The 23,762-nt window shown below is 71.7% G+C and carries 31 protein-coding genes and 2 pseudogenes; 14 read left to right on the top strand and 19 right to left on the bottom strand.

Annotation, left to right across the window (positions count from 1 at the left end; all coding sequences use genetic code 11):
- Positions 1–3 precede the first annotated feature (3 nt).
- From ACZ51S_RS09545 to ACZ51S_RS09535, 3 genes and pseudogenes are all read right to left on the bottom strand, one after another.
- Positions 4–222, bottom strand: a pseudogene (locus ACZ51S_RS09545) (AraC family transcriptional regulator); the annotation flags it as partial.
- Positions 222–632: a VOC family protein gene (locus ACZ51S_RS09540; protein WP_468960384.1), complete on the bottom strand. Its 411-nt coding sequence runs from the start codon at positions 630–632 to the stop codon at positions 222–224. The pseudogene ACZ51S_RS09545 and the gene ACZ51S_RS09540, both read right to left, overlap by 1 nt.
- Before the next feature lie 79 nt (positions 633–711).
- Positions 712–1,044, bottom strand: a complete 333-nt coding sequence (locus ACZ51S_RS09535) for a DUF3040 domain-containing protein (protein WP_468478044.1) — start codon at positions 1,042–1,044, stop codon at positions 712–714.
- A gap of 211 nt (positions 1,045–1,255) precedes the next feature.
- On the opposite strand from ACZ51S_RS09535, the gene ACZ51S_RS09530 reads away from it, so the two are divergent.
- Positions 1,256–2,092 carry an L-threonylcarbamoyladenylate synthase gene (locus ACZ51S_RS09530; protein ID WP_468478045.1) on the top strand — a complete coding sequence of 279 codons (837 nt, stop codon included), beginning with the start codon at positions 1,256–1,258 and terminating at the stop codon, positions 2,090–2,092.
- Positions 2,093–2,216: 124 nt separating this feature from the next.
- A complete protein-coding gene (locus ACZ51S_RS09525) occupies positions 2,217–2,642 on the top strand; it encodes a hypothetical protein (protein WP_468960379.1) in 426 nt (141 codons plus the stop codon).
- 55 nt (positions 2,643–2,697) lie between these two features.
- On the opposite strand, the gene ACZ51S_RS09520 is transcribed toward ACZ51S_RS09525, so the two are convergent.
- Positions 2,698–3,036 carry a MerR family transcriptional regulator gene (locus ACZ51S_RS09520; protein ID WP_388933132.1) on the bottom strand — a complete coding sequence of 113 codons (339 nt, stop codon included), beginning with the start codon at positions 3,034–3,036 and terminating at the stop codon, positions 2,698–2,700.
- Positions 3,037–3,735: 699 nt separating this feature from the next.
- Here ACZ51S_RS09520 and ACZ51S_RS09515 point away from each other — a divergent pair.
- Complete coding sequence (locus ACZ51S_RS09515) at positions 3,736–4,095, top strand: hypothetical protein (RefSeq protein ID WP_388933134.1); 360 nt, start codon at positions 3,736–3,738, stop codon at positions 4,093–4,095.
- Between the two features lie 124 nt (positions 4,096–4,219).
- Here ACZ51S_RS09515 and ACZ51S_RS09510 read toward each other — a convergent pair whose 3' ends face one another.
- The 6 genes from ACZ51S_RS09510 to ACZ51S_RS09485 all read right to left on the bottom strand — a co-directional run bounded on the left by ACZ51S_RS09510 (position 4,220) and on the right by ACZ51S_RS09485 (position 8,233).
- On the bottom strand, positions 4,220–4,531 hold the full coding sequence (locus ACZ51S_RS09510) for an SCO5918 family protein (RefSeq protein WP_388933136.1): 312 nt from the start codon (positions 4,529–4,531) through the stop codon (positions 4,220–4,222).
- Positions 4,532–4,581: 50 nt separating this feature from the next.
- Complete coding sequence (locus ACZ51S_RS09505; protein ID WP_468478047.1) at positions 4,582–4,980, bottom strand: CBS domain-containing protein; 399 nt, start codon at positions 4,978–4,980, stop codon at positions 4,582–4,584.
- 46 nt (positions 4,981–5,026) lie between these two features.
- Complete coding sequence (locus tag ACZ51S_RS09500; RefSeq protein WP_468478048.1) at positions 5,027–6,544, bottom strand: DEAD/DEAH box helicase; 1,518 nt, start codon at positions 6,542–6,544, stop codon at positions 5,027–5,029.
- Between the two features lie 298 nt (positions 6,545–6,842).
- Positions 6,843–7,046, bottom strand: a complete 204-nt coding sequence (locus ACZ51S_RS09495) for a cold-shock protein (RefSeq protein ID WP_072489439.1) — start codon at positions 7,044–7,046, stop codon at positions 6,843–6,845.
- A 312-nt stretch (positions 7,047–7,358) separates the two neighbouring features.
- Entirely contained in the window at positions 7,359–7,625 is a 267-nt protein-coding gene (locus ACZ51S_RS09490) for a hypothetical protein (RefSeq protein WP_388933143.1), read from the bottom strand.
- Between the two features lie 29 nt (positions 7,626–7,654).
- Positions 7,655–8,233 carry a DUF5994 family protein gene (locus ACZ51S_RS09485; RefSeq protein ID WP_468478049.1) on the bottom strand — a complete coding sequence of 193 codons (579 nt, stop codon included), beginning with the start codon at positions 8,231–8,233 and terminating at the stop codon, positions 7,655–7,657.
- A 319-nt stretch (positions 8,234–8,552) separates the two neighbouring features.
- On the opposite strand from ACZ51S_RS09485, the gene ACZ51S_RS09480 reads away from it, so the two are divergent.
- Positions 8,553–9,050 carry a DUF5994 family protein gene (locus ACZ51S_RS09480; protein ID WP_468478050.1) on the top strand — a complete coding sequence of 166 codons (498 nt, stop codon included), beginning with the start codon at positions 8,553–8,555 and terminating at the stop codon, positions 9,048–9,050.
- 69 nt (positions 9,051–9,119) lie between these two features.
- Here ACZ51S_RS09480 and ACZ51S_RS09475 read toward each other — a convergent pair whose 3' ends face one another.
- The 4 genes from ACZ51S_RS09475 to ACZ51S_RS09460 all read right to left on the bottom strand — a co-directional run bounded on the left by ACZ51S_RS09475 (position 9,120) and on the right by ACZ51S_RS09460 (position 12,669).
- Positions 9,120–9,320 carry a hypothetical protein gene (locus tag ACZ51S_RS09475; protein ID WP_468478051.1) on the bottom strand — a complete coding sequence of 67 codons (201 nt, stop codon included), beginning with the start codon at positions 9,318–9,320 and terminating at the stop codon, positions 9,120–9,122.
- 103 nt (positions 9,321–9,423) lie between these two features.
- On the bottom strand, positions 9,424–10,533 hold the full coding sequence (locus tag ACZ51S_RS09470) for an HTTM domain-containing protein (RefSeq protein WP_468960377.1): 1,110 nt from the start codon (positions 10,531–10,533) through the stop codon (positions 9,424–9,426).
- Positions 10,520–11,059 (bottom strand): DUF5819 family protein, encoded by a 540-nt coding sequence (locus ACZ51S_RS09465; protein WP_388933155.1) that lies wholly within the window; start codon positions 11,057–11,059, stop codon positions 10,520–10,522. Before ACZ51S_RS09465 ends, ACZ51S_RS09470 begins: the two co-directional genes overlap by 14 nt.
- A 383-nt stretch (positions 11,060–11,442) precedes the next feature.
- On the bottom strand, positions 11,443–12,669 hold the full coding sequence (locus ACZ51S_RS09460) for an ice-binding family protein (protein ID WP_468960374.1): 1,227 nt from the start codon (positions 12,667–12,669) through the stop codon (positions 11,443–11,445).
- Here ACZ51S_RS09460 and ACZ51S_RS09455 point away from each other — a divergent pair.
- From ACZ51S_RS09455 to ACZ51S_RS09430, 6 genes and pseudogenes are all read left to right on the top strand, one after another.
- On the top strand, positions 12,644–13,078 hold the full coding sequence (locus ACZ51S_RS09455) for a hypothetical protein (protein WP_468801380.1): 435 nt from the start codon (positions 12,644–12,646) through the stop codon (positions 13,076–13,078). The genes ACZ51S_RS09460 and ACZ51S_RS09455 overlap by 26 nt on opposite strands.
- 200 nt (positions 13,079–13,278) lie before the next feature.
- Positions 13,279–13,665 carry a Scr1 family TA system antitoxin-like transcriptional regulator gene (locus ACZ51S_RS09450; protein ID WP_468960567.1) on the top strand — a complete coding sequence of 129 codons (387 nt, stop codon included), beginning with the start codon at positions 13,279–13,281 and terminating at the stop codon, positions 13,663–13,665.
- A 125-nt stretch (positions 13,666–13,790) separates the two neighbouring features.
- Complete coding sequence (locus ACZ51S_RS09445; protein WP_468960372.1) at positions 13,791–14,210, top strand: hypothetical protein; 420 nt, start codon at positions 13,791–13,793, stop codon at positions 14,208–14,210.
- Positions 14,211–14,252: 42 nt separating this feature from the next.
- Entirely contained in the window at positions 14,253–14,426 is a 174-nt protein-coding gene (locus ACZ51S_RS09440; protein WP_468478057.1) for a CsbD family protein, read from the top strand.
- 99 nt (positions 14,427–14,525) lie between these two features.
- Entirely contained in the window at positions 14,526–15,389 is an 864-nt protein-coding gene (locus tag ACZ51S_RS09435; RefSeq protein WP_468478058.1) for a DUF1206 domain-containing protein, read from the top strand.
- Positions 15,390–15,438: 49 nt separating this feature from the next.
- Positions 15,439–16,220 (top strand): annotated as a pseudogene (locus ACZ51S_RS09430) (ribonuclease BN).
- Positions 16,221–16,274: 54 nt separating this feature from the next.
- Here ACZ51S_RS09430 and ACZ51S_RS09425 read toward each other — a convergent pair.
- Positions 16,275–17,213: an alpha/beta fold hydrolase gene (locus tag ACZ51S_RS09425; RefSeq protein WP_468885603.1), complete on the bottom strand. Its 939-nt coding sequence runs from the start codon at positions 17,211–17,213 to the stop codon at positions 16,275–16,277.
- A gap of 125 nt (positions 17,214–17,338) precedes the next feature.
- Here ACZ51S_RS09425 and ACZ51S_RS09420 point away from each other — a divergent pair, with 125 nt between their 5' ends.
- On the top strand, positions 17,339–17,974 hold the full coding sequence (locus ACZ51S_RS09420) for a TetR/AcrR family transcriptional regulator (protein ID WP_468478061.1): 636 nt from the start codon (positions 17,339–17,341) through the stop codon (positions 17,972–17,974).
- A 75-nt stretch (positions 17,975–18,049) separates the two neighbouring features.
- Here the strand turns inward: ACZ51S_RS09420 and ACZ51S_RS09415 are convergent, their stop codons facing one another.
- The 3 genes from ACZ51S_RS09415 to ACZ51S_RS09405 all read right to left on the bottom strand — a co-directional run bounded on the left by ACZ51S_RS09415 (position 18,050) and on the right by ACZ51S_RS09405 (position 20,288).
- Positions 18,050–18,448: a VOC family protein gene (locus ACZ51S_RS09415; protein WP_468801377.1), complete on the bottom strand. Its 399-nt coding sequence runs from the start codon at positions 18,446–18,448 to the stop codon at positions 18,050–18,052.
- Complete coding sequence (locus ACZ51S_RS09410; RefSeq protein WP_468478063.1) at positions 18,445–18,972, bottom strand: cupin domain-containing protein; 528 nt, start codon at positions 18,970–18,972, stop codon at positions 18,445–18,447. Before ACZ51S_RS09410 ends, ACZ51S_RS09415 begins: the two co-directional genes overlap by 4 nt.
- A gap of 77 nt (positions 18,973–19,049) precedes the next feature.
- Positions 19,050–20,288, bottom strand: coding sequence for an MFS transporter (locus ACZ51S_RS09405; protein WP_468960370.1), 1,239 nt, complete (start codon positions 20,286–20,288; stop codon positions 19,050–19,052).
- 115 nt (positions 20,289–20,403) lie between these two features.
- Here ACZ51S_RS09405 and ACZ51S_RS09400 point away from each other — a divergent pair, with 115 nt between their 5' ends.
- Positions 20,404–20,910 (top strand): MarR family winged helix-turn-helix transcriptional regulator, encoded by a 507-nt coding sequence (locus ACZ51S_RS09400; RefSeq protein ID WP_468960367.1) that lies wholly within the window; start codon positions 20,404–20,406, stop codon positions 20,908–20,910.
- Positions 20,911–20,941: 31 nt separating this feature from the next.
- Here the strand turns inward: ACZ51S_RS09400 and ACZ51S_RS09395 are convergent, their stop codons facing one another.
- Positions 20,942–21,526: an SDR family oxidoreductase gene (locus ACZ51S_RS09395; protein WP_468960364.1), complete on the bottom strand. Its 585-nt coding sequence runs from the start codon at positions 21,524–21,526 to the stop codon at positions 20,942–20,944.
- A gap of 304 nt (positions 21,527–21,830) precedes the next feature.
- Here ACZ51S_RS09395 and ACZ51S_RS09390 point away from each other — a divergent pair, with 304 nt between their 5' ends.
- Entirely contained in the window at positions 21,831–22,979 is a 1,149-nt protein-coding gene (locus tag ACZ51S_RS09390; RefSeq protein WP_468478067.1) for a magnesium and cobalt transport protein CorA, read from the top strand.
- Positions 22,980–23,244: 265 nt separating this feature from the next.
- A complete protein-coding gene (locus ACZ51S_RS09385; RefSeq protein WP_468478068.1) occupies positions 23,245–23,721 on the top strand; it encodes a cupin domain-containing protein in 477 nt (158 codons plus the stop codon).
- The last annotated feature ends 41 nt before the right edge of the window (positions 23,722–23,762 follow it).

Genomic DNA, 23,762 nt, shown 5'->3' with positions numbered 1-23,762 from the left:
GGCGCGCCGCGCGGTCACGTACGCGTACGGCGAGCGGCCGTAGGCGAGCCGGAACTCGCGGCCGAGCTGCCCGGCCGGCATGTCCGCGGCCCGCGCGAGGGCCAGGACGTCCAGCGGCCGCGCGTGCTCCCGGTCGATCCGGTCACGGACCCGGCGCAGCCGCGCGAGTTCCCTCAGGTGCTGTGCCTCGGTGAGCGCGCGCGCCCATCCGGGGCGGCACATCAGCGCAGTTCCTGGATCCGGACCAGGTTGCCCGCGGGGTCGCGGAAGGCGCAGTCGCGCACCCCGTACGGCTGGTCGGTGGGCTCCTGGACCACTTCGGCGTCGGCGGCCCGCGCCTTCTCGACGGTGGCGTCCAGGTCGCGGGTGGCCAGCAGGATCCAGCCGTAGGTGCCCTTGGCCATCATCTCCAGGATGGTGCGCCGCTCGTCCTCGGTGATCCCCGGGTCGACGGCGGGCGGCGCCAGCAGGATCGACGTACCGGGCTGGCCGACGGGGCCGACGGTGATCCAGCGCATCGTGCCCTGGCCGACGTCGCTGCGGACCTCGAAACCGAGGACGTCCCGGTAGAAGGCCACGGAGGCGTCCGGGTCGGTGTGCGGGAGGGCGGTGGTGTGAATGGTGATGTCCATGCCCGCAACGGTAGGCGCGGGGTCCGGGGCCGCGCTTCTCGAATCCTGACCGGTCCTGCCCGGTCCGGTCCGGTCCGGTTCAGTTCCTCCTGGCCGCGGCCCTGGCGTACATCCGGCGGCGCCCCCACGAGCAGGCCAGCCGCAGCAGCCGGACCGCGGTGAGCACCCACACGCCGGCGAAGAGCCACAGCAGGCCCGGCGAACCCGTCGCCACGGCCCGTACGAAGAGGGACGCGCAGAGGAGGACCAGCAGGGACGTCCACAGGCCCTGCCGGCTCCACGTGCCGCTCCACGGTCCGAGTCCGCGGCGCAGGGTACGGAGCCTGCGGTCGAGGCGCGCGTCGGACCGCAGGTCGCCCTCGATGCCGTCGAGGATCATCCGCTCGTGTTCCGAGAGCTCGGGGCCGTCCATGGCAGACCTCCCGGGGTGTTCCGTACCCGCGCCTCCCGCGGCGCGACGCCCACTTCGCCTACCCGCCGGGCCGCCGCCTACACCCCTGCGCGCCGTCCGTCCGGCCGGCCGAGCGGGCCGCCCCGGCGCCGCGTCCCACCCGGATGGCCGGTGACGTATCCGGGGCCTTCTCGTTGCCGCTCGTAAAGGATCACGTTGCGGAGGGCCGGCAGTGAACGGACAGCGGACGAGGACGAGCGCGCGGCGACTGGTCCTGGACGACGCCGAGGACGTACGGGCCGCGGCGGGCGCGCTGGCGGAGGGGTGCGCGGTGGCGCACGGTTTCGGCAACCTCTACGCCGTGACCGCCGGTGCCGACCGTGCGGCCGTGGAGCGGGTCAGCCGGCTGAAGGGCCGCCCCGAGGGGCAGGTCGCCAGTGTCACCACGGTCCGCGAGCGGGTGCTGTCGCTCTTCGACTGGAGCCGGGTCCCGGCGGCCCTGCCGCGCCGGCAGCTCGGCCAGCTCGTCGAGGAGCTTTTCCTGCTCGGCCCGTTCGGCTTCCGCGGCCCCGCCGCCGCACACGTCCCGCGGCACCTGACGGACGTCCGGGACGGGGTGGCCACCGTACGGCTCGTCGGACCGGGCTACCGCTGCCCCTCCAACGGCTTCCTCGCCGAGGCGCTGGAGCGCACCGGCGGCGCCCTGCTGTCCGTCACCTCGGTGAACCTCTCCCGGCACCTGACCGGCACGGAGCACGAACCGGCCCACTGGCGCGCCGAGGGCGTGGTCGCCGACTTCGGCCACCGGCCCGACGTCCGGATCCTCGTCCACGACGACGAGCCCGCGGCCCGCCGCCGCTACCCCCACCACGCCCCGACGCCGGCCACGGTGCTCTCCTTCCACCACGCGCCCGGGCGGGGCCGCTCGGGACTGCCCGCGCTCACCCTCGAACGGCACGGCTCGCTGTCCGCCGACCACACCCGGGCGATCGCCGCCAACCACGGCTTCGCCCTCGTGCCCGCCCCCCGCGCCGGGCACCGCCTCCCGGCGCGCGCGTACGCGGACTGACGGGCGGGGAGGGCGGCCCGGAAACCGGGTCGTCCGGGGCGCCTCACATTTCGCGGAGCTGCGTCGTCGGACCGGCGAGAGATCACCGATCCACCGCCGCGAGGCAGAAGAGGGGGGCCGCGTCATGGCCACACGTACGACGGCAGTACCGGGCGGGTTCACGTTCCAGGGGGCGGCGATCGCCCTGCAGACCTTGGCGCTGTTCTTCCAGGCGCTCACCGCCGGACTGCTGCTGTCCTCGTCGTACGGCGAGACGCTGCACGGCGTCGGCGCGCGCGTGATGTACGGGGCCTCGATGCTGTACGTGCTGGCCGCGGTCCTGGCGTGGCGGCCGGGCGGCGGCTCGCCCCGGCCGGTCCTGTACGCCTGCGGCTTCCTCGTCCTGGCTTCGGTGCAGGTGGCGCTGGGCATCGCGCGCGTGCCGTCGCTGCACGTGCCCCTGGGGGTGCTGATGTTCGGCCTGAGCGCGCTGGACCTGAGCCGGGTGCTGTCGTCCCCCGCTCGCCGGGGCGCACCGGCACCCGGCGGCAGCGGAGTCGAGCACCGGTGAGCCGTCCTCCGGCGGGGCGGCGGCCGGGCCGCTGCCCGGGACGGGCGGGCTCACGTCAGGCGGAGGCCGGCGGTCCGGACGATTCGGCGGCGCGACGGTATTCGGCGTTGATGCGCTGGGCTTCTTCGAGCTGGTCCTCAAGGATGATGATGCGGCACGCGGCCTCGATGGGCGTGCCCTGGTCGACGAGCTCACGGGCGCGGGCGGCGATGCGCAGCTGGTAGCGGGAGTAGCGGCGGTGACCGCCCTCCGAGCGCAGTGGGGTGATCAGGCGGGCTTCTCCGATGGCGCGGAGGAAGCTCTGGCTGGTGCCGAGCATTTCCGCGGCCCGGCCCATCGTGTAGGCGGGGTAATCGTCGTCGTCGAGACGTCCGTACGAGTCGTCTGCTGTCATTTGCACCTCTCTGTGAAACGCGTCGAGGGGCCCTGGTGCCGTACGGCACCAGGGCCCCGAAGGAACTACTACACCACCTGCCGGCCCTGATACTGCGCCGGCGTTCTGTGTCCGCGGATCCGACCTGGCTGCTGTCGGAGGCGCGGGGATCGCTGTTGCCTGACCGGAGACCACCTCACTATCGATGTCCTGCGGTACCCGGGCTCGACTTCGTCCCGGGCGATCCTGATGGCGTGGGTTCCTCCGTTCTTCCTCTTGATCACTACCTACCACGGGGGTACTGCGTACTGCGAACTCGTACCGCGAACTGCTCGCGGGACCGCTCCTGCCATGACTGCGGTCCCGCCGTGGCGGCCCCTGATCACTGCGGGCCACCCGGTCCGGCGGTCAGTCCCGTCGCCGTCCTGCGAAAACCTGGCTTCGGAACTCCACCACCGTACCGCTCCGCACATACTGCTGACCGGCAGTTCGTCTCTGCCAGGCCTCTTTGTCTCTCTGGGCTACGAGAGAAACCATAACCAGCTCACCGGCCAATGTCTACTCCGGCGAGTGCAGATTTTTGCCCGTCCGGCGGTGAGGAAATCGGCAGTGCCGGGAGACGGGCGCGGGAGGGCGGCGCCGTCGCCGCCGGTCGCGGTGGTGTCCGGAGTGCGCGACCGCACTCCGCGGGCCCCGCGCACGGGCATAGGATCGGCTTTCATGTCGAAGCCTGACGAGCTGCTCGTTGACGTCGCCACCCTGGTGGAGTCCGGGCAGAGCAATCAGATGTCCCTGACCGTGGTCACCGGCGGAACTGTCATCACCGGCCGGCTGGCTCCCGAGGCCGTGTGGCGGCAACGGGTGTCGGAGGTCCTGGCCGACTCGTCCAGCCTGGGCGAGTTCTCCGGCGTCTTCACCGCCAGGACGCGGAGCGAAGGACCGCCCACGCACCTCCACTTCCACATGGCCCGGATCCTCCAGGGCACGGTGGGGATCCCGGAGACGGGGGGCATGTACCGCGTCTCGATCGAGAACGTCAGCGCCTGGACCATGGGCGACTTCAGCTACTCCGATCACTGACCCCGCGTCGCGCGCAACCCCACCCGTACGCGAGAGGGCCCCACCGGCGTGTGCCGGTGGGGCCCTCCTGGCTGTCCGGGGTCGGCTCGCGCTCTCCCCGGCTCGTGGCCGTACTGTCAGACGGTCACGCGATCGCCGGGACGCCGAGCATCGCGGAGGCGTGCTCGAACGCGTCGGCGGCCCGCGTGGGCGCGGGGCTGCGCGGCAGGCTCCGGCAGGTGAACCCGAGCTTGGTCAGGGCCCGGACGACTTCGGCGGCGCTGAAGTCGCGGCGGTCCTGGCGGGTGATGACCTGGCCGACCTGTTTGACCGGGTAGGTGCGGCGGCCGACGATCACCGACTCACCCGTCACCTCCTCGGGCTTGATGCCCTTCATGGAGGCCAGGACACCACTCTTGGTGAGTTCGAACGGGAAGCGGGCGATGACACAGCGCACGATGCCTCACAGGGGAGAAGGGGGAGATGGTTCCGCCGCGGTGAGGCGGCTCAGCGGACGGGGGCGAGGAGCCCCCGGGCACTGTCCTGGCCGTCCCCCGGGCACCGGGCGACGAGCGGGCGGTGGCGCGGGGCGCGCCCGGCCGCCGGGGTGGCCGGCGGGGCGGAGGGCCCGCCGTCGCCGGTGAGGTCGCGCAGCCGGAGCCGGTCCGAGTAGGCGGAGCTCGCGCGGACGGCGGTGAGCTGCGCCCGCGTGACCAGCCCGGTGCACACGCCGTCGTCGTCGGTGACGCTCAGGTGCCCGGTGAGGGCACTGGCCATGACGGACAGGGCCACCTCGACGGTCATGTCGTCATGGACCCGCGGTCCGGTCGTGTCCATGGCTTCGGCCACCGTCAGGTGCAGCGGGGCGGCGTTCGCCGGGCGGGGTTGCGTCTGGACCAGCGTCACGACGTGCCTCCTGCAGAGATGGATGAACCTTCGGATCACGCGGTGTTCAGGCCGCCGCGTCGAACGCGGCCTGCCTCGCGCCCAGGCGCCGGGACGTCGAACCGGGGCCGCGCCGGCCGCGGGCGGACGACGTGCCGCGCTTCGGCCGTGCGGGCGCCGGCGCGGTGATCGTCACGGGGATGCCGGAGGGGGTCCGGGCGCCGGTGATCCGGCTGAGCGCTTCCTCACCGGAGCGGACCTGGGTGGTCAGGGGGGTGATGCCGGCGGCAGCCATGAGGCGGGTCATGTCACGGCGGTGGTTGGGGGTGACCAGCGTGACGACGCTGCCGGACTCGCCGGCCCGCGCGGTACGGCCGCCGCGGTGGAGGTAGTCCTTGTGGTCGGTGGGCGGGTCCACGTTGACGACCAGGTCGAGGTTGTCGACGTGGATGCCGCGGGCCGCCACGTTCGTCGCGACGAGGACGGTGACGTGTCCGGTCTTGAACTGGGTGAGGGTCCGGGTCCGCTGCGGCTGGGACTTCCCGCCGTGCAGGGAGGCGGCCCGGACGCCGCAGTCCAGGAGGTCCTGGGTGAGGCGGTCCACGGCGTGCTTGGTGTCCAGGAACATGATCACCCGGCCTTCGCGCGCCGCGATCTCCGTCGTCATGCGGTGCTTGTCGGCGGCGTGCACGTACAGGACGTGGTGCTCCATCGTGGTGACCGCGCCCTGGGAGGGGTCCACGGAGTGCACGACCGGGTCGGCGAGGTAGCGGCGGACCAGGAGGTCGACGTTGCGGTCCAGGGTCGCGGAGAACAGCATCCGCTGGCCCTCCGGGCGTACCTGGTCCAGGAGGGCGGTGACCTGCGGCATGAAGCCCATGTCGGCCATCTGGTCGGCCTCGTCCAGGACGGTGATGGCGACCTGGTTCAGCCGGCAGTCACCGCGGTCGATGAGGTCCTTCAGGCGGCCGGGAGTGGCCACGACGACCTCGGCGCCACCGCGCAGCGCGGCCGCCTGCCGGCCGATCGGCATCCCGCCGACGACGGTGGCCAGGCGCAGCCTCACGGCGCGGGCGTAGGGGGTCAGGGCGTCGGTGACCTGCTGGGCGAGCTCCCGGGTGGGGACCAGGACCAGGGCCAGCGGCTGATGCGGCTCGGCACGCTGACCGGCGGTACGGGCCAGCAGGGCCAGGCCGAAGGCCAGGGTCTTGCCGGAGCCGGTCCTGCCGCGGCCGAGGACGTCACGGCCCGCCAGGGAGTTCGGCAGCGTCGCGCCCTGGATCGGGAACGGGACGGTCACGCCCTGCGCGGAGAGCGCGGCCAGGAGCTCCTTGGGCATGTCGAGGTCGGCGAACGCCTCGACGGAGGGCAGCGCCGGGGTGATCGTCTTCGGCAGGGCGAACTCGCCCGACGCCGAGGAGCCGCGCCGGCCGTAGCCGGCGGAGCGGCCGGGAGCGCCGGAACGGCTCGGGGCGGACGAACCGGAGCGGCCGCCCCGGACGGGTGCCGCGCCGGAGTCGTACGAGTGGCCGCCGGTGTGGCGGCGGCTGCGGGAGGAGCGGCTGTTCGTGCGTGCGGGGTTCATTCAGAACCTTCCTGGATACGGTACGCATCAAGGAATTCCCGCAGTGGAAGAACGGTGCGGAGAATCGCAGGCACGGACCGAATGGAATGCGAAAGCGAACGCGGATCACGGGGAAATCCGTGTCGGCGCGGGGGGAACGGGGATGGCGCACGGAAATGGATCCGGCGCACCGGCGGAGCGGGTGAGGCTCCGGGGAGGCTGTTCCCTCGGATCCCGGGTGGAACCACTGCGGAAAAGCGTGCAGCTGGGGCCCGCACCCCGAGGGATGCGGGCCCCAGCTGCAAAATGTGCGTGAGCGTCAGGCAGAAACGATGTTCTCGGCCGTCGGGCCCTTCTGGCCCTGCGCGATGTCGAAGGACACCTTCTGGCCCTCCTGGAGCTCACGGAAGCCCTGGGCGGCGATGTTCGAGAAGTGGGCGAACACGTCAGCGCCGCCACCGTCCTGCTCGATGAAGCCGAAACCCTTTTCCGCGTTGAACCACTTCACGGTGCCAGTAGCCATGTCATATCTCCTTTGGGCATTGCCTCGGAATCCGCGCTTTACGGATGCCGTGTCGCCGCGATGATGCCCCGACCGGAAAATGACCGGAAATACGAAGCGCTTCCGTCCGGCCGTAGCCGGGCGGAGGCGCTTGAAGTTTTTGGGTACCAAAACTGCAACTGACTTCGACAGTAGCACGCCATGACGGATCGCGTGGGTCGAACATTTTCCCCGGCGTGGTGCCCGTAAAAACTCTCCCTGCGAGGACCGGCAAATTCTCCGGCCGCGAAGACAGGTATTCATTCCCCGCGGCGAGGGTCCTGCCGTGGCCGGTCAGTTCTCCTCGGCCCGGGCGCCGACATCGGTGGAGGATCTGCTGGTGTCCAGCCAGGAGCGGGCGGGGCCGGCGACGGCCTCGGTGTCGACGGTGAGGTGGAGCCGGGTGCCGCCGCCCGGGGCGGGGTAGCTGCGCTGTTCCGTCGCGTCGAAGCAGCGGCGCAGTACTTCCGCTACCGCGCGGGCCGCCTCGGGGCTGGCGGCGACGATCCGGACCTCGGCGTTTCCGGCCACCGGGAGCGCTTCTGTCTCGTGGGGGTCCAAGGGGGGCGTCCTTCCGTCAGGGGCGGTGCTCACCGCCGGGTGTTCCCGGGCCCCGGGAGGGGCCGTCGCCGTCCGGCGAGGTGCCCGGAGCGCGCTGTGCGGGCCCCGCCCTCGGCCTCCCAGACGTCCTCCTGGTTCCCGGCATCGCGTATGCCGCGGCCGATGGCGGCCTCGTTGGCCACCAGCGTGCCGGCGGTCAGGACACTGCCGGGGATCGCCGCGGCGGTCATCAGGCGGGCCGCGGCGGCGGGCTCCGTCTCGGGAGGGACGACGAGCAGGTCCCAGCGGCCGACGGTGAGCGAGAGCAGGATCAGCTTGTCGGGGTGCTGCTCGGTGAACCAGCCGACATGGACGGTGTGCCCGGCGGCCGGCACCTTGTGCGGAACGGCGTGCCAGCGGGTCGGGTTCACCGTGACACGGGTGATGCGTCCCCAGGCCTCGTCGAGCACGGCCACGAGCGGCGGGAGCTCGGCGTACAGGTCGCGGGAGTAGGGCCACCAGGCCCCGTCCAGCTGGCCGGCGAGGGTGGTCCTCGGAGTGAGGGACACGCGTGCCGGGAGCTCGGTGGCGAGGTCGCGGGGTGCGGTCGGGTCGGTGGTGGTGGTCATGGTGCGACCTGCCCCCGGGCCGCCCGTCGGCAGCCCGGTTCTTCGTGATCCCCGGAAACGACACCCGCGTGGGAGCCGGTGTGCGAAGTGCTCCCGGTGCTCCCACTGTACGCCCGCCCGGCGCACTCCCACCCGCCGCGACCAGGCATTTTCCGGGGGCGGTGCCGGGGCGTTCGGGCCGGGCGGCGATCCGGCGGCGGGGGTACCGTGAAGAGGACGGCAGTGCCGCGTCCGCCGACGGGCGCCACCACGGGTTTCGGCGCCGGTCCGGGCCGGGCGCGGCCGTACTCCGCGGACTTCCGCAGACGGGCGGACCCTGATGGCTGACGCCGACACACCGCGCACGTCCCCGATGCTGTTGCCGGACGCGATCCATTCCGCGGTCCGGCCCGGTACGGCCCTGCTGCGGCTGGAGACCACGCACACCCGGGAAGGAGTCCTGGACGGCGCTTGGTGGCCGCGTTCGCGCGACGTCGAGAGCGAGCTCCCCGCGCTGATCGGCGCGCTGACCGAGCACCTCGGACCCATCACCCGCGTGGCCCTGGACGCCTCGGCCTGGAACGGCCTGCCGGCCCGTCTGGTCGTCGACGACCGCGTCGTCCACCTCGACACCGACCCCGTCGGAGACGACACCGTCCTCATCACCCGCGGCGACAAGGACCACTTCGCCCTGCTGGTGGTACCGCCCGGCACCACGCCGGACGCCGCACGCGCCGCCATGGCCCGCGCGGTCCGCGCCGACAACGTCACCTCGGCCGCCGAGATCCTCGTGGCGTCCGGGCCCGCTCCCGAATCCGGGCATGGGGAACCTGGATGATCCGGAGGGCGGACGTCCGTGAGCGGCGCACCCAGGACGTGGTGGGCGCCCCCCGGGACGGTCTTCCGGTCACATCGACTCGTCGTGGAGGTCCTCTTCGCGCAACAGGTCGTCCTCACCGCGGCGAGGGGTCTCCTTCCGCCCCTCCTCCCGCCCCCGTTCACGGGACTGCTTGCCCGGCTGGGGGTGCGCGGGATCGCCGGGACGCTGGTGCGCCTGTGCCTCGCTCCCCTTGCCCGGCTCCTGACGCTTGTGCTGCGCACCGCCCATGACCGCGACTCCTTCTGTCGTGCGGGGATCCGTCGTGCGGGGATCGTCGTGCGGGGATCGGATCCCTCCCGGACCACGCTCACACGCACCGTTGCGGACCGCATCACGTCGACTCCGATACGGGGCACCCGGGTGACGGCACAGGGGTCCAGCCGGCCGGACCGGGCTGGTTCGGCACCAGGGCGGATTCCCTCCGGAACCGGAGGCGCGCCGTCCAGGAGCCTCCCGGCGGGAAGGCCTTCGGCCACAGGCTCCCCAAGGACCGGTAGAAGCGGTCCGGAAGGAACACGGCGTCCGCGACGATCATCACTCCGGAGAAGACCGGAAGCCCCAGGAGGACCGCGATCCCGAGGTGCAGGCTCACCAGCATGATCAGGACGGGGTACTTGAGCCTGCCGAACAGGACGAACGGGAACGCGACCTGCAGCAGCACCGTCAGGTAACCGGCGATGGCCACCGCGACCGGGTGTTCGTCCAACAGGAGGGACAGCGCGGGCCACGGGCGGAAGAGGTCGAGGTTCAGCACGTAGTGGAGGGCGGTGCCGTTGCCCCAGGAGTCGCCCTGCACCTTGTAGAGGCCGGCGCATCCGTAGAGGAAGCAGACCTGGGCGGCGATGACGAACATGCCGCAGTTGTGCAGCACGGTGCTCGCGGTGTCGCGGAACTCTCGGAACCGGCGCCGGTGCCGGCCGCCGTCCACCGCCGCACCCGCCTTCCTGCGTGAGTCCAGCGACCAGCGGCGGCCGCACGCGGTGAAGACGAGGTACACGGCCATGAGGAGGAAGAGGTTGTCGCCTCCGTCCGTCATGAAGACCGCCCGGGCGTGGAACGACGCCACCACGACCGCGAACAGCACGGACACCGCTCTGGTGCGCCAGCCCAGCATGAACAGGGCGGACGTCACGACGGCAGCCGCGTAGCAGGTCTCGAAGTACGCCCGGCTGTCGGACAGCGTGAGGATGCTGAACCACTCGGTCTGGTCGAACAGCTGCCGCGCCAGCGCGGGCGTCCAGGGCGATCCCGGGCCCCAGATCTCGTCGCGGTGCGGAAACTCGCGCAACAGGAAGACGAGGTAGAGCAGCCCGTACCCGATGCGCAGGACCGCGGCGGCGTACAAGGAGACCGGCCGGTCGACGAGCAGGGCGATGAGCACGCTCATCCGGTCGAGTACGCGCTGCCCTGCCGGTGCCGGTGCCGGGTCAGTCCGTTCCATGGGGGGCCACCTTCCACCAGGGCAGGTAACGGGTGTCGATGGGGGCGGCCGGGCGGGCAGCGCCCGAGGCCGTCGGAGCGGCGACGGGGAGCGTGATCACCCGCAGCTGGATGGAGTCGAAGGGGCCGCGCCGGTGGGCGGCGACGCGGGCGGCCGCGATGTTGCGCAGGTACGTCCGCATCATGACGGCACGCTCCGAATGCGGCTCGTCGTCACCGCCGAACGCTTCGAGGTAGGAACTCCAGGAGCGGCGGAGCATGTTCTGCGCCGTGTGGCTCGGGAAGGCGTTGTGCTCGACGGCGGACTTGTCCACGGCGCTCAGGTCGAACCAGCCGCTCGTCCGCACGCTGCCGTCAGGGGCGGTGTGCCTGGTCCTCGCCGAGATCTGCCGGTTGACCGACTCCGGGTCCGGGGCGAAGAGGCGCCAGTTCTGCTCGAAGAGCGGATAGACCCATGCGTTGACCGGCCCGCTGTACAGCTGTGAGACGACGTTCGCCGGAGCCACGTGCAGGAAGACCACGAGCACATGGATCAGCGTGGCCGCCAGGCACAGCACGACGACGGCCGCTGTTCCCGGCCCGGGCGGCGGGCGTCGCGGCCCGCGGTCACCCGAGACCGATTCCGGACCACCGTCACGGCGCTTCCCCGCCGGCTCGGCTCCTGAGTGCTCCGTTCCCTCCACGTCCGCTGAAGTGACGCCACTCGGCACGACCCCACCCGGCCTTCCCATCCCGACTGTTCATCCATCCGATCCTTCCGGCTTGCGCGAGCGGCGCGCGGCGGAACCGAGGACGGTCCGCCGCGCGCCCCCGTCCTACTGGTGTGTCACGCGTGACCGCCTGGCCGTGCAGGCCCCCGCGGGAGCCACGCGCGACTCACCGTCCTCGGTCCACCCTGTGTGGGGAGTGGTCACCCGTCGTGGCCCGGGCCGTCGTGCTCACCGTGCTGATCCCCGTGGTCGGGCCGGCCCGGCTTTTCGTGCCCGTCGTGGCCGGGTCCGCCGGGTCCGTCGTGCCCGTCGTGGCCGTCGTGACCGGGCCGGCCGGGGCCGTCGTGACCGGGTCCGCCGGGTCCGTCGTGCCCGTCGTGCCCGTCGTGACCGGGCCGGCCGGGGCCGTCGTGACCGGGTCCGCCCGGACCGTCGTGCCCGGGCCAGCCGGGCTTGTCCGGCCAGCCGGGCCATCCGGGCTTGCCGGGCTTGCCCGGGGGCGGCTTGGGAATGCCGCCGGTCACGCCACCGTTGATCCCGCCCGTCGTCGCGCCCGTGACGCCACTCGTGGTGGTACCCGCGATGAGGCCGCCGCTCGTCGTCACGCCGCCGAGCACGCCGCCGAGAAGACCGCCGTTGGATCCACCCGTCGTCGTACCGCCGAGGACGCCACCAGTCGTGGTGCCTCCCGTCGTGGGGCCACCGGTCGTCGTGCCACCGGTCGTGGGGCCACTGGTCGTGGTTCCACCGGTCGTGGGGCCACCGGTCGTCGTGCCGCCCGTCGTCGTACCCCCGAGAACGCCCCCGAGGACGCCACCGGTCGTCGTGCCGCCGGTGGTGCCGCCGGCACACGATCCGCGGTTGATCTCGTTGGTGTCCATGGTCACCGCACCGTTGCGGGCCAGTGCCCGTCCGTCGATGTCCGCGCCCGTGGTCAGAGTGATGGAGGTGAGGGCCATGATGGTGCCGATGAAGTCGGTCTCGGTGCCGAGCGTGGCCGAACTGCCGATCTGCCAGAACACGTTGCACGGCGAGGCCCCGTTGATGAGGGACACGCTGCTGGAGCTCGCCGTTGTCAGTGCCGAACCGACCTGGAACACCCACACGGCGCTGGGGTCGCCCTGGGCGTCCAGGGTGAGCGTGCCGGTGAGTCCCAGGGTGGACGGGGCGGTGTACACACCCGGAACCAGCGTCAGGCCTCCGGCGTCCGGGGGAAGGATCGCGTCCGAGGCCTGCCCGGCGGCGTTGTTGTACGCCACGACCAGGTCGCGCTTGGCCCCGAGGCCCACGGCGTCGATCGGGCCGGCGTGCACGGTGCCGTTCACGGTGCCGGGCGGAAATCCGCTGATGGCGGTCCCCGGGCTCACCCCGAGGTCGCCGGTGATCACCGAGGGGCCGGTGTTGGTGATCTCCGAGCCGGCCAGCACGGCAAAGCTGGCGGCTGTGCCCAGAGGTACGGGTGTTGCGATCGCATGCGCCCGGATCGGCGTCACGGCGACCACGGCAGAGGCGATCACCGTGGCCAGTGCCGTCGCGATCCAGACGGGCGTCGTGCGCTTGAGCGCCGCGCCAGAGATTTTCAGCGTCATCGAGGGGGCCAACTCCTGTGAGTGGATGGTGGCGTATCTGATGGTCTCGGCCGCATGGGGCCGTCTCACTGTCGCTGGCATATTACGCAGCAACCTGCAAAAGGCCCGGGATTTGTCCGGCGATTTCTTCGCCCTCCGGCATTCGCCTCTACGGGTGAATAATCCAAATAGCCGAACGGCTTTAATGGGCCGTGTGGGGGAAATGGTGATCCCGCGTGTCCACGGCCCGGGCGGTGAGGATCCGTGAGGCGACGACGCCTGTGAGAGTGGCTGGAGCCCGTGCGCGACACGGTGCCGGGGCGGCTCCAACTGCCCCCGCCCCATGGCGGTCTGCTCGCCGGAGCAGGATCCCCCACCGTCGGCAGGCGCCGACTGGGTCGGAACTACGCCGGCTCCGGCAGACCAGCGGCATGACGACGCAGCAGGTGGCGGAGCGCCTGCGACCCGCTGCGCGTGTGGGCCGTACTGGTGAAGCGGCACTGCGGCGCGTCGTGGGCAGCCGCGAGGTCATGCGCCGAACAGCTGGAGCACCTGAACGGCCTCGGTGGCCGGCCGCACATCACCGTGCAGGTCCTCCGTCACGAGGTGGGGACGCACCCGGGCGTGGCCGGACAGTTTTCGCTGCTCGAATTCTCCGACGCCACCGATGCGAGCGTGGTGTATCCGGAGAGGTTCACCAGTGACCTCTACCTGGAGAAGCAATCCGACGCGCGTCTCTTCGGCGATATGTGTGCCCATTTGCAAGCCCAGGCGCTGCCCCCCGACAGCACCCGCGAGTTCCTGGCCGATGTGGTGAAGACATACCTCGGCACGAAATTCCCGGCGGCGCCCTGAGGAGCGGTGCCGGGTCGGTCGTACGCGCCTTCGACGTGGGGGCCGTGCGACGACGCGGGTGTGTGGCTTCCAGGGCGGCACGGTCCTACCGTGGAGAAACAGCCACCAGACCTCTGGAGCGCGCCATGCTCGTCATGTTCGGACTCGTCCTCCTGATCGCCGCGCTGGTCGTCGGCGTGGCCGGTGTCCTCACCAACGACGGCACCGCCCACCAGCTGACCAGCGGATTCTCCGTACTCGACTACAACGTCACCGGCTCCACGGGCACCCTCTTCCTCTACGGCATCGTCGTGGGGGCAGTGGGCCTGCTCGGGTTGAGCCTTGTCGTGGCCGGTGCCCGCCGTACCTCTCACCGCGGCCATGACGCACGCCGCGGACGCGCGGCGCGGCGGGGGACAGCCGCCGCCGACTACGACGACCGCGCAGACGTCGTGAACCGGCGTGACACCGGCGGCCCGGAGACGACGGGTGGGCGTGAGCCCCACCCGGAGGGCGAGCGCCGCAGGCGGCTCAACCCGTTCAGGCATCGACCGGAACCCCGGTAGCCCGCCGCATACCGGCACACGACCTATGAAGGGTGGCCAGCGATGGGTATGGGCAAGAAGATCGCGCACAAGGCCGAGGCGGTCAAGGGCGGCGCCAAGAAGACCGTCGGCCGTGTCACCGGTAGCCGGCACCTGCGGGCCGAAGGCCGTGGTGACCAGATCAAGGGCAATGTCAAGCAGGCCGCGGCGAAGATCAAGGACGCCTTCAAGCACTGACCACTGCGCCCGCCCTGTCGACCTCGCGGCAGGGCCCTGGAGGTGCCGACTATGGCCATCAGGAATGGTGCCGCCCAGGCCAGGTCCCAAGGGCGGCGTGTGTCCAACAGCCGCGCCATGGAGGTCCTGTCCAGGGTCGGACTCACCGCGCGGGGGGTGATCTACGTGCTGGTGGGGCTGCTGGCCGTGCAGATGGGTTTCGGCGGTGGCAGTGGCAAGGAGGCCGACCGGTCCGGTGCGGTGCGGACCATCGGCGAGCAGCCGTTCGGCCGCGTGCTGCTGTGGGCGCTGGTGGTGGGGCTGGCGGCCATGGCGCTGTGGAGGCTGTCCGAGGCCGCGTTCGGACAGGCGGTGACGGGCGGTGACAGGTGGACCCGGCGCCTGGGCTCTCTGGGGTTGGCGGTCTTCTACACCGTGATCTGTATCGGCGTGGTGCAGACCGCGCTGGTTGGCGGATCCGCCGGAGGCCGTCCCGGCGATGAGACGTCGAAGGAGTACACCGCAAGGGTGCTGGACTGGCCCCTCGGGCGGGTGCTCGTCGGCGTGGTCGGAGGCGGCCTGGTCATCGTCGGTCTGGTGACCATGGTGCGCAGTGTGATGCGGAAGTTCGAGGAGAATCTCCGGACGGGCGAGATGAGCGGGCCGACGCGGCGGGTCGTCGCGGGGCTGGGCATCGTCGGCGGCGTGGCGTGCGGCGTGGTCGCGGCGGCGGCCGGGCTTTTCGTCCTGCTGGCCGCTGTGCAGTTCGACGCCGCCCGGGCCAAGGGCCTGGACGAGACGCTGCGTTCGTTCGCCACCACACCCGCCGGGCCCGTGCTGCTGATCGCCGCGGCGGTGGGCCTCCTGCTGTTCGGCCTCTACTCCTTCTGCGAAGCCCGCTGGCGCAAAGCCCCTGAGCACGGCGTCTCGGCGGAGCAGCCGACCGAGGCCCCGGGCTCCGAGGACCGCCCCGGTGCACCCTAGCGAGGGCGCCTCTTCCGATGCCGTGGGCCGCTCGTCTCCGTTGGGGCGCTTGCGCAGCGGGATCCGCCGCTCGCGGGCAGGGCGCAGGTGGGGGTGGGGCAGCGATGTCGATCTGTGGCAGCGTGCACTGGGATTCGCGGCGCTCGGCTTCCTGACACTGGTGCCACTGCTGATCGTCGTGTCCGCGGCCGATCCGGCGAGCGGACGAGGGTTCGCGCAGTGGCTGGGAGACGGGCTCGGCGTCTCGGCGGCCGCCAGGGGGGAGATCGAGCGGTTGTTCGCCCTGCCGGGTCAGGCGTGGCGGACCACCACCGCGTTCGGCCTCGCCGTCCTCGCCGTGTTCGGTCTGTCGTTCGGGGCGGCGGTGCAGAGCGGCTACGAGAAGGTCTGGGACCTGCCCCCGGCCCGGTGGTGGGCCGGATGGCGGCACGTGCTGTGGCTCGCCGTCCTCATGGGGTCCTCTTCCTGTCCGCGCTCACACCCCCGTGGCGGGATCCCTCGGTACGGGGGGTGGTGGCGGTGGTCAGCGGCACCCTGTTCTTCTGGTGGTCCCAGCGGCTGCTGCTCGGTGGCCGGGTCGCCTGGGCCGCCCTGCTGCCCGGGGCGTTCGCCACCATGCTGGGGCTCCTCGGCCTCAGGCTGTTCTCCCGGCTCGTGTTCTCACCGCTGATCGCATCCAGCGCCGTCACCTACGGCCCGTTCGGAACGGTCCTGGTCATCCAGTCCTGGCTGGTGGGCGTGGGCATCGTCGTGTTCGGCGGCGCCCTGGCCGGCCGACTCCTCCACGACGAGTTCCCCCGCCTGGCGCGGGCGCCGAAGCACCGAGGGTGAGCGCGGCGTGGAGCGGGCGCCGCCGGCGCGACGGCGTTTCTCCCTGCCGTGTCCCTATGCGTCGGCCGCGGCGGGGTCGAGGGAGTCGACGTCCTCCATGAAGGACAGCATCCGGGCGTTGACGACATCGGGATGGTCGATCTGCGGGCCGTGTCCGGTGGCGGTGACGATCTCGGCGCGGGCCCCGGGGACCAGGCGCGGTACGCGTTCCAGTTGCCGCTTGGGGTGTACGAGCAGGCTGTGCTTGCCCATGATCACGTAGAGCGGGGTCCGGATGGAGCGCAGCGCGTCCTCGGCCAGCGGCAGGGGTGCGGGGCGGCGGATCCGGTACGCGCGGGCGCCCAGCTGGATCCACTTGCGCATCTCGGGGACGGCGAGCACCGGCTGGTCCAGCCACCTGGCGAGCCGGGGGCGCAGCGCCTTCGGGGCGAAGGTGGCGAACAGGCTCACGAAGACCCAGGCGAAGAAGCGCAGGCCGACCTTCTCCAGGCCGCCGGGGTCGAGGGCGGTGACCGAGGCGAGCCGTCCGGGCCGCCGGTGGGCCTGGTTGAGGACGAGCCAGCCGCCGTAGGAGGAGCCGACGAGGTGTACCCGGTCGAGGCCGAGTGCTTCGAGGGCCTCGTCCATCCACTGGGCGGCGCGCTCGGGCTGCCACATGGGCTCCCGGTGGACGCTGCGGTTGGCGTCGCCCGGGGTGTCGAGGGCGTAGACGGGGCGGTCGAGGCTGAGCCCGGGGGTGTTGGGGTACCACATCGCCGAGCTGTAGCCCGCGCCGTGGATCAGGACGATCGGGGTCCGGGACTCGGCCGCGGGGTCCGCGGGCCCGTACCGGTAGACGTGGGTGGTGCCGAAGCTCGTCTCGACGTCCGTCTCGGAGCGGACGGGTGCCCCCATCGCGTAGAGGACCTCTTCGGCGGCGAAGTAGCGGTCGCGCAGGGTGTCGTTGACGTAGCGGCCGACATCGCGGCGTACGCGGGCGGTGTTCTCGGGCACGGCGGCACCTCCTGTGAAGATCCGTTCTTCGTGGTACGACCGTATCATCAATGTGGTACGTCGGTATCATGAAGGTGTCCGGGTAGCGGAGCGCGCCCACTGTCGACAGGCGGAGATGCGGAAACATGCCGAAGCGTGTGGACCACGAGGAGCGGCGTGCGCAGATCGCCGAGGCGCTCATCCGGGTCGCGGGGCGGCGGGGGCTGCATGCCGTCGGGATGCGCGATGTGGCCGCGGAGGCCGGTGTGTCGCTCCGGCTCGTGCAGTACTACTTCGAGACCAAGGAGAAGCTGCTCTTCTACGGCCTGCGGCACCTCACCGACCGCTTCACCGCGCGGGTGGGCGCCCGTCTGGCCGCCGCGGGACCGGACCCGGGCCCCCGCGCCACGGTGGAGGCACTGCTGCTGGCCTCGCTCCCGACCGACGAGGAGAGCCGTACGTTCCACCTGCTGTACAGCTCCTACGCGATCCTGTCCGTGACCGACGGGGCGCTGGCCGCCCAGCCCTTCATCGACAACCCCGACGCCGCGGAGAACGCCCTGACCGGACTCCTCGAACAGGCGCAGGAGGCCGGCCTGGCCGACCCGGACGCCGACGCGCGCACTGAGGCGATCAGCCTGCTGGCGATGACGGCGACCATGGGCACCAGCATCCTCGTGGGCCAGCGGAGTCCGGAGGCCACGGTCGCGGTGCTCCGTCACCACCTGGACCGGATCTTCACGCCCCCCGCGACGCCCGGGAGGGGAACGGGACGGGCCTGACGCCGGGGGGCGCCGCCCGTGGCCGACGGGCGGGCGGCACGCGGAGGAAGCCCGCTCCGCTGCACCGGACGCCGTTCATCCCCAGGTGCGTGAGCACAGCACGAGGCGGTAGCCGTCCGGGTCGGCGACCGTCACCCCGTGCTCGTCCCAGTACGGGTTGTGGGCCGGGACCCGGGTGCCGCCGGCCTCCGTGAGACGGTCGATCAGGGCGTGGTCCACCGGCTTGCCGAGGTAGACGACGAACAGGTCGTCCACCGTCGGGGTCGGCTCCATCGGGTGGTCCGGGTCGTGCGTCAGCTCGAAGTGCCAGGTGCCGCCGGCCGGGCCGAGCATCAGCAGGTCGTGCTCGCCCGGCGCGCGCTCGGTCGTCCGCCACAGGACGGTCAGGCCGAGGCCGTCCTTGTAGAAGCGTTCGGCGGCGGCGAGGTCCCGCGAGGGCCGTGCGACCCGGATCGGGGCCGCGGAGTCGATCACGCGGAACGCTCCAGGGCGGCACGCCAGACGGGGCTGTCGACGTAGTGGTTGTCGAAGCGCTCCGAGGACTCGGCGATCTCCTTCGGGTCCGCCTCGCCGCGCATCACCCGGCCGAGCAGGCGCAGGTAGTCGAACCTGCCCATGCCGGGGGTGAAGACGAAGAGGACGTCCGCCTCACAGCCCGGGGCGGCCGCGAAGGCGTGCGGCGTGTGGGGCGGCACCGCGAGGAAGTCGCCCTCCTTCAGGATGGTGACCTCCTCGCCCACCAGGACCTGCAGGGCCCCGCTGATCACGAAGAACAGTTCTGTCGACCGGGTGTGGAAGTGGGCCGGCGCTCCCACCGCGCCCTCGGCGAAGGTGGACCGGTAGCTCGTGATGCCGCCTTCCGTGCCGTCCGAGTCGGCCAGGAGGGTCATCACGCTGCTCGGGTCGGCACAGGTCTCGGCATCCGCGTGGCGGGTGAGCACCGCCGCCGGAGGAGTCTGGGACGCGGGCACGGCGGGTGTCGCTTCGTTCATGATCATGATCCTAGGGTGGTGGGTGGTGGGTGGTGGTCGTACAGGTCGTCACGGGTGTCGCGTCGGAGGCCGGGCGGGCCTTTTCAGCCGCCTGGTGCGACCAGGACCGCGATCGCCGGGCCGAAGGCGCCGCCGAGCTGGTAGCAGAGGTTGAACAGCCCTGTCGCCGTAGGGCGTTGGGCGGGCGGCGCGGCCCGGGTGGCGTACACCGCGAGCGTCGCCTGGCCCGCGCTCGTCGCGAGGACGGCGAGCGCCGCGACCGGCAGGAGCAAGGGCGGCCAGGGGGTGAGTGCCGCGGTGAGCGGGGCCAGTGCTCCGGTCGCGAGCAGGACGGTCAGCACGCGCGGGCGGCTCATCCGGGCCGAGGCGGCGGCCAGCGCCATGGAGAGCGCCGAGCCCGCGAGGAGGGCGACCAGCTGACCGGTGCCGATGGTGGCGATCGGCCAGTCGGTACGGTCGCGCAGCAGCTGCGGGACGGTGAAGAGCAGTGTGAAGTACGAGGTGGCCAGGGTGCAGGCGAGCGCGGCGGAGAGGACGAACGTCCGGTTGCGCAGCAGCGATGCCGGGACGGAGCCCGTGGGGCGGGACCGGATGTGCAGGGCCAGCAGCACGGCCATGACCGACGAGGCGGACACCGCCGCGAGCGGGTAGCGCGGGATGAGGACCAGGGCCGTCGCCGTCAGGGCCAGCAGGCCGGCTCCCCGGCCGTCGAAGGGGGTGCTCTGTCGCGGGGCGGACAGGTCGGCGCGGCGCATGACGGCAGGAACGGCGAGGAGCGCGACCGCCCCGACGGCGAGGGATGCCCGCCAGGAGGCCGAGTCCGCGATCGTCGAACCGAGCAGCGGCCCGACCGCCCCCAGCGTTCCGAAACCCGCCGAGATCACGCCCATCCGGCGGACCGAGCCGGCCAGGCTCATCGCCGCGGTGACCAGACCGGCGCCGCCCACCGCCTGGCCCGCCCTGCCCGCCATGGCCACGGGCAGCCAGGGCGCCACGGCGACGACCGCGGTGCCGGCCACGACCAGTGCCGCGCTCAGCCGGAGCACGCTGCCCAGCCCGCGGCGGCGCAGCAGGCCCGCCATCAGCGGGGTGCCGACGGCTACGGCCCAGGCGAAGACGGTCACCAGCCAGGTCGCCGTGGCGGTGCGGATGCCGAGCGAGCCGGCCATGTCGGGAAGGATCAGGACCGGGCTGTTGGCGCTCGCGGCGAGCGGAGTGGCCAGCAACGCCAGCCATACGACAGGGACGTGGCGCCGATGTGCCGGCACGTCGGCCGCGGAGGGCGGGGTCCGCACGGCGTGGCGGGTATGGGTCGCGGACACCGGCTCACTCCTGTCGTTCAGCCTTGATAATCTCAACGTTGAGATAAAACCAGCTCGACTCTCTCAGCGTCAAGTATCTGAACGTTGAGAAGATGTCCATTGAGAGGAGTACCGGATGAGCGACGCCGTGGACGCGATCATCGGGCAGTGGGTCAAGGAGCGCCCCGACGTGGCGGAGGACCTCTGGCCGGTGGAACTCTTCGCCCGGATCCAGCGGCTGGCCCGGGTCGTCGACAAGTCCGCCAAGGCTTCCGCCGCCGCGCACGGAGTGGAGCACGGCGAGTTCGACGTGCTCACCACGCTGCAGCGCTCCGGGCCGCCCTACGCCCTCACGGCCGGGGCCTTCCTCAAGGCATCCATGGTGACCTCCGGTGCGATCACCAACCGCATCGACAGGATGGAGGCCAAGGGCCTGGTCGAGCGGGTGCGCGAGGACGACGACCGGCGCACCATCAAGATCCGCCTCACGGAACACGGACACGAGGTCACCCGGGCCGCCTTCGCCGACCATCTGGCGAACTACGCACGGCTGCTCGCCGACGTGGACCGCGACCTGGTCGCGAAGACCGCCGAGGGCCTCCGGCAGGTACTGGAGGCCCTCGGCGACACCAGCATCAAGTGACGGCCGTCCCCGTCTCGGCCTAAGGGCAGGCTCAGGAGGCGGCGGGGCTCCATGACTCGAAGTGGAACGCGCTGATGAAGCAGTCCCTGGGCTGCTGGATCGCGAAGGTGATGCAGTCGAGCAACGACTGGGCCGCAACGGGAGATCGCCCATCGCGCGCGACGGCGTCCCACCCCGGGGACAGGATGTCGCCGGAGCTGTCGAAGTCGGGCGGGAACAGGGAGATGACCCGGACCCCCTGGGGCCGCAACCGGCGCGACAGCGCCTCCGTGAATGCGCGTTGGGCGTTCTTGGCGGCGTAGTACGCCTCGTGGGCACTGGCGTGCCGGGCGCCGGGGACCCCGCAGTCGGAGACCATCGTGACCACGTCGGGCCGGCTGGATGCCATCAGCAGCGGCAGCAGGTTCTCGGTGACCAGGACGGTGCCGGTGCCGCCCGACGCCATGGTGTCGACGACGTCCTCGTCCGAGGCGGAGAGCAGGTCGGGACCTTCGAGCCAACGTGCCCCGTTGTTGACGAGTACGTCGATGTGGTCCGTGTGCTCGGGGAGTTCCTCGGCGAAGCTCCGCATCGAGGCGGTGGTGTCCTGGCCTTTGGAAGGAATCCTGACAGGCATCACGCGAGTCATTCCGCGTATGGCGCCGGCCCCTGCCGACCGGGTGGGCCGCGGTGGTCAGGGGTGCGTGCGCGGTGATCACCGGTCCGGAGCGTTCACCCGGCGGGTATACCCTGCTCGATGGTCTATGTCCCGTGCGTACCGAAAGGAAGGTGAGATCCACGATGTGTGGTGAACCTCCCAGTCGCGTGCCGCGGGACACCGCCACGACCTGCCCCTAGGCGGATCGGAAGGCGGTGTCGGCGGCGTGCCCCGTGCATCCCCAACGCCTCTCCTCCCTCCCCGCCTGCGGAAGGACTCCGTCGTGTCCGAGCGCCGTCCCCTGCGTGCCCTGCGCGCGTTCAAGAAGCCCGCCAAGCGTCCCGCCCCTCCCCGTCCCACCGCCGCCCGGCCCGGACCGGCCGCGGCGGCCGAGCCGCGGGCGGCCCGCGGGTCCAGCGTCATCACTGCCGCGATCTACCGCGACGGCGTGCGCACCAGCACCCACGACTCGCTCGCCGAGACCTTCGGCACACTGCGCGAAGCGGACGGCGGCATGGCGTGGATCGGCCTGCACCGGCCGACCGAGGCCGAGCTGCAATCCGTGGCGGAGGAGTTCGACCTGCACCCCCTGGCGGTGGAGGACGCCCTGGAGGCCCACCAGCGCCCCAAGCTGGAACGCTACGGCGACACCCTCTTCGTCGTCCTGCGCGCCGCCCGGTACCTGGACGACGCCGAGGAGGTCGACTTCGGCGAGCTGCACGTCTTCGTCGGACCCGACTTCGTGATCACCGTCCGCCACGGCGCCGCCCCCAACCTGGCCGCCGTCCGACGCCGCATGGAGGACGCCCCGGACCTCCTCAAGCAGGGCCCCGAAGCGGTGCTGTACGCGATCCTCGACGCGGTGGTCGACGGTTACGCGCCCGTGGTGGCCGGCGTGGAGAACGACGTCGACGAGATCGAGACCGAGGTCTTCCGCGGCGACCCCAAGGTCTCCCGCCGCATCTACGAGCTCTCCCGGGAGATGGTGGAGTTCCAGCGGGCCACCCGCCCGCTGAACCGGATCCTCGAAGGGCTGTCCGCCGGGTTCGAGAAGTACGGCATCGACGAGGAACTGCGCCGCTACCTGCGCGACGTCGCCGACCACGCCACCCACGTCAGCGAACGCGTCGACGGCTTCCGCCTGGCGCTCCAGGACATCCTCGCCGTGAACGCCACGCTCGTCACCCAGCAGCAGAACGAGGAGATGAAGGCGCTCGCCGAGTCCAGCCACGCGCAGAACGAGGAGATCAAGAAGATCTCCTCCTGGGCCGCCATCCTCTTCGCCCCGACCCTGGTCGGCACGATCTACGGCATGAACTTCGAGAACATGCCCGAGCTCAAATGGGCCGCCGGCTACCCCTTCGCCCTGGCGCTCATGGGCGTGGTGTGCGTCAGTCTGTACGTGGTCTTCAAGCGCAGGGACTGGCTCTGAACCGGTAGGGAGGGAGACGGACGGGAGCGGTGTCGTCCGGTCGCTCCGCGGGTCGGCGCGTCGACTGCCGCGGAATCCGACCAAGCCCCTGCCAGTGACCCGGGTCTGGGGTTTGGCGTTAGGTCGGCAGGTGGCGTCCTGGTCCGACGATGCCGCCCTTGTCGGTATCCGATGCCCGGCGGGCTGTGCTGGAGTCCGCGGACGGGGTATGTGGGCCGACGCGAGACCGCGACCGTGTAACGCCTCCGTCGACCGGGAGAGAAGCATGACCATCAAGGACATCGGGCCGGAACCTCAAAGCTTCGACCTCGAGAAGGCGACGCTCGAGAACACGAGCTATCGCGCGGTCGCCTGGTCCGGGAAGTACCTTCAACTGACCCTCATGTCGATTCCGGTGGGTGAGGACATCGGCTTGGAGGCGCACCCGGAGACCGACCAGTTCCTCCGGCTCGACGCGGGCCGGGGCCGCGTCCAGATGGGCCGCACGAAGGATCGACTCGACTTCGACCGGGAGGTCGAGGACGGCTGGGCAGTCTTCGTGCCCGCCGGCACCTGGCACAACGTCACCAACATCGGTGACGAGACGCTGCAGCTCTACGCCGTGTACGCGCCGGTCCACCACGCTTCGGGCAAGGTCCATGGGACGGCCGCCGACGCGGAGCGCGACGAGGACTCAGGCAACGACGAGCCGCCAAACTGGTCGGTCCAGCCTGCCCAGCAGCCATCGGACGAGCACGCCTGACCGGCGAGGCCCGTCACGCCGGTAGGGACGCGTCAGCGGTG

The organism is Streptomyces sp. NPDC034043 (assembly GCF_055575675.1).
Note: the sequence above shows the minus strand (reverse complement) of the source record. Positions and strands in the feature narration are given on the sequence as shown.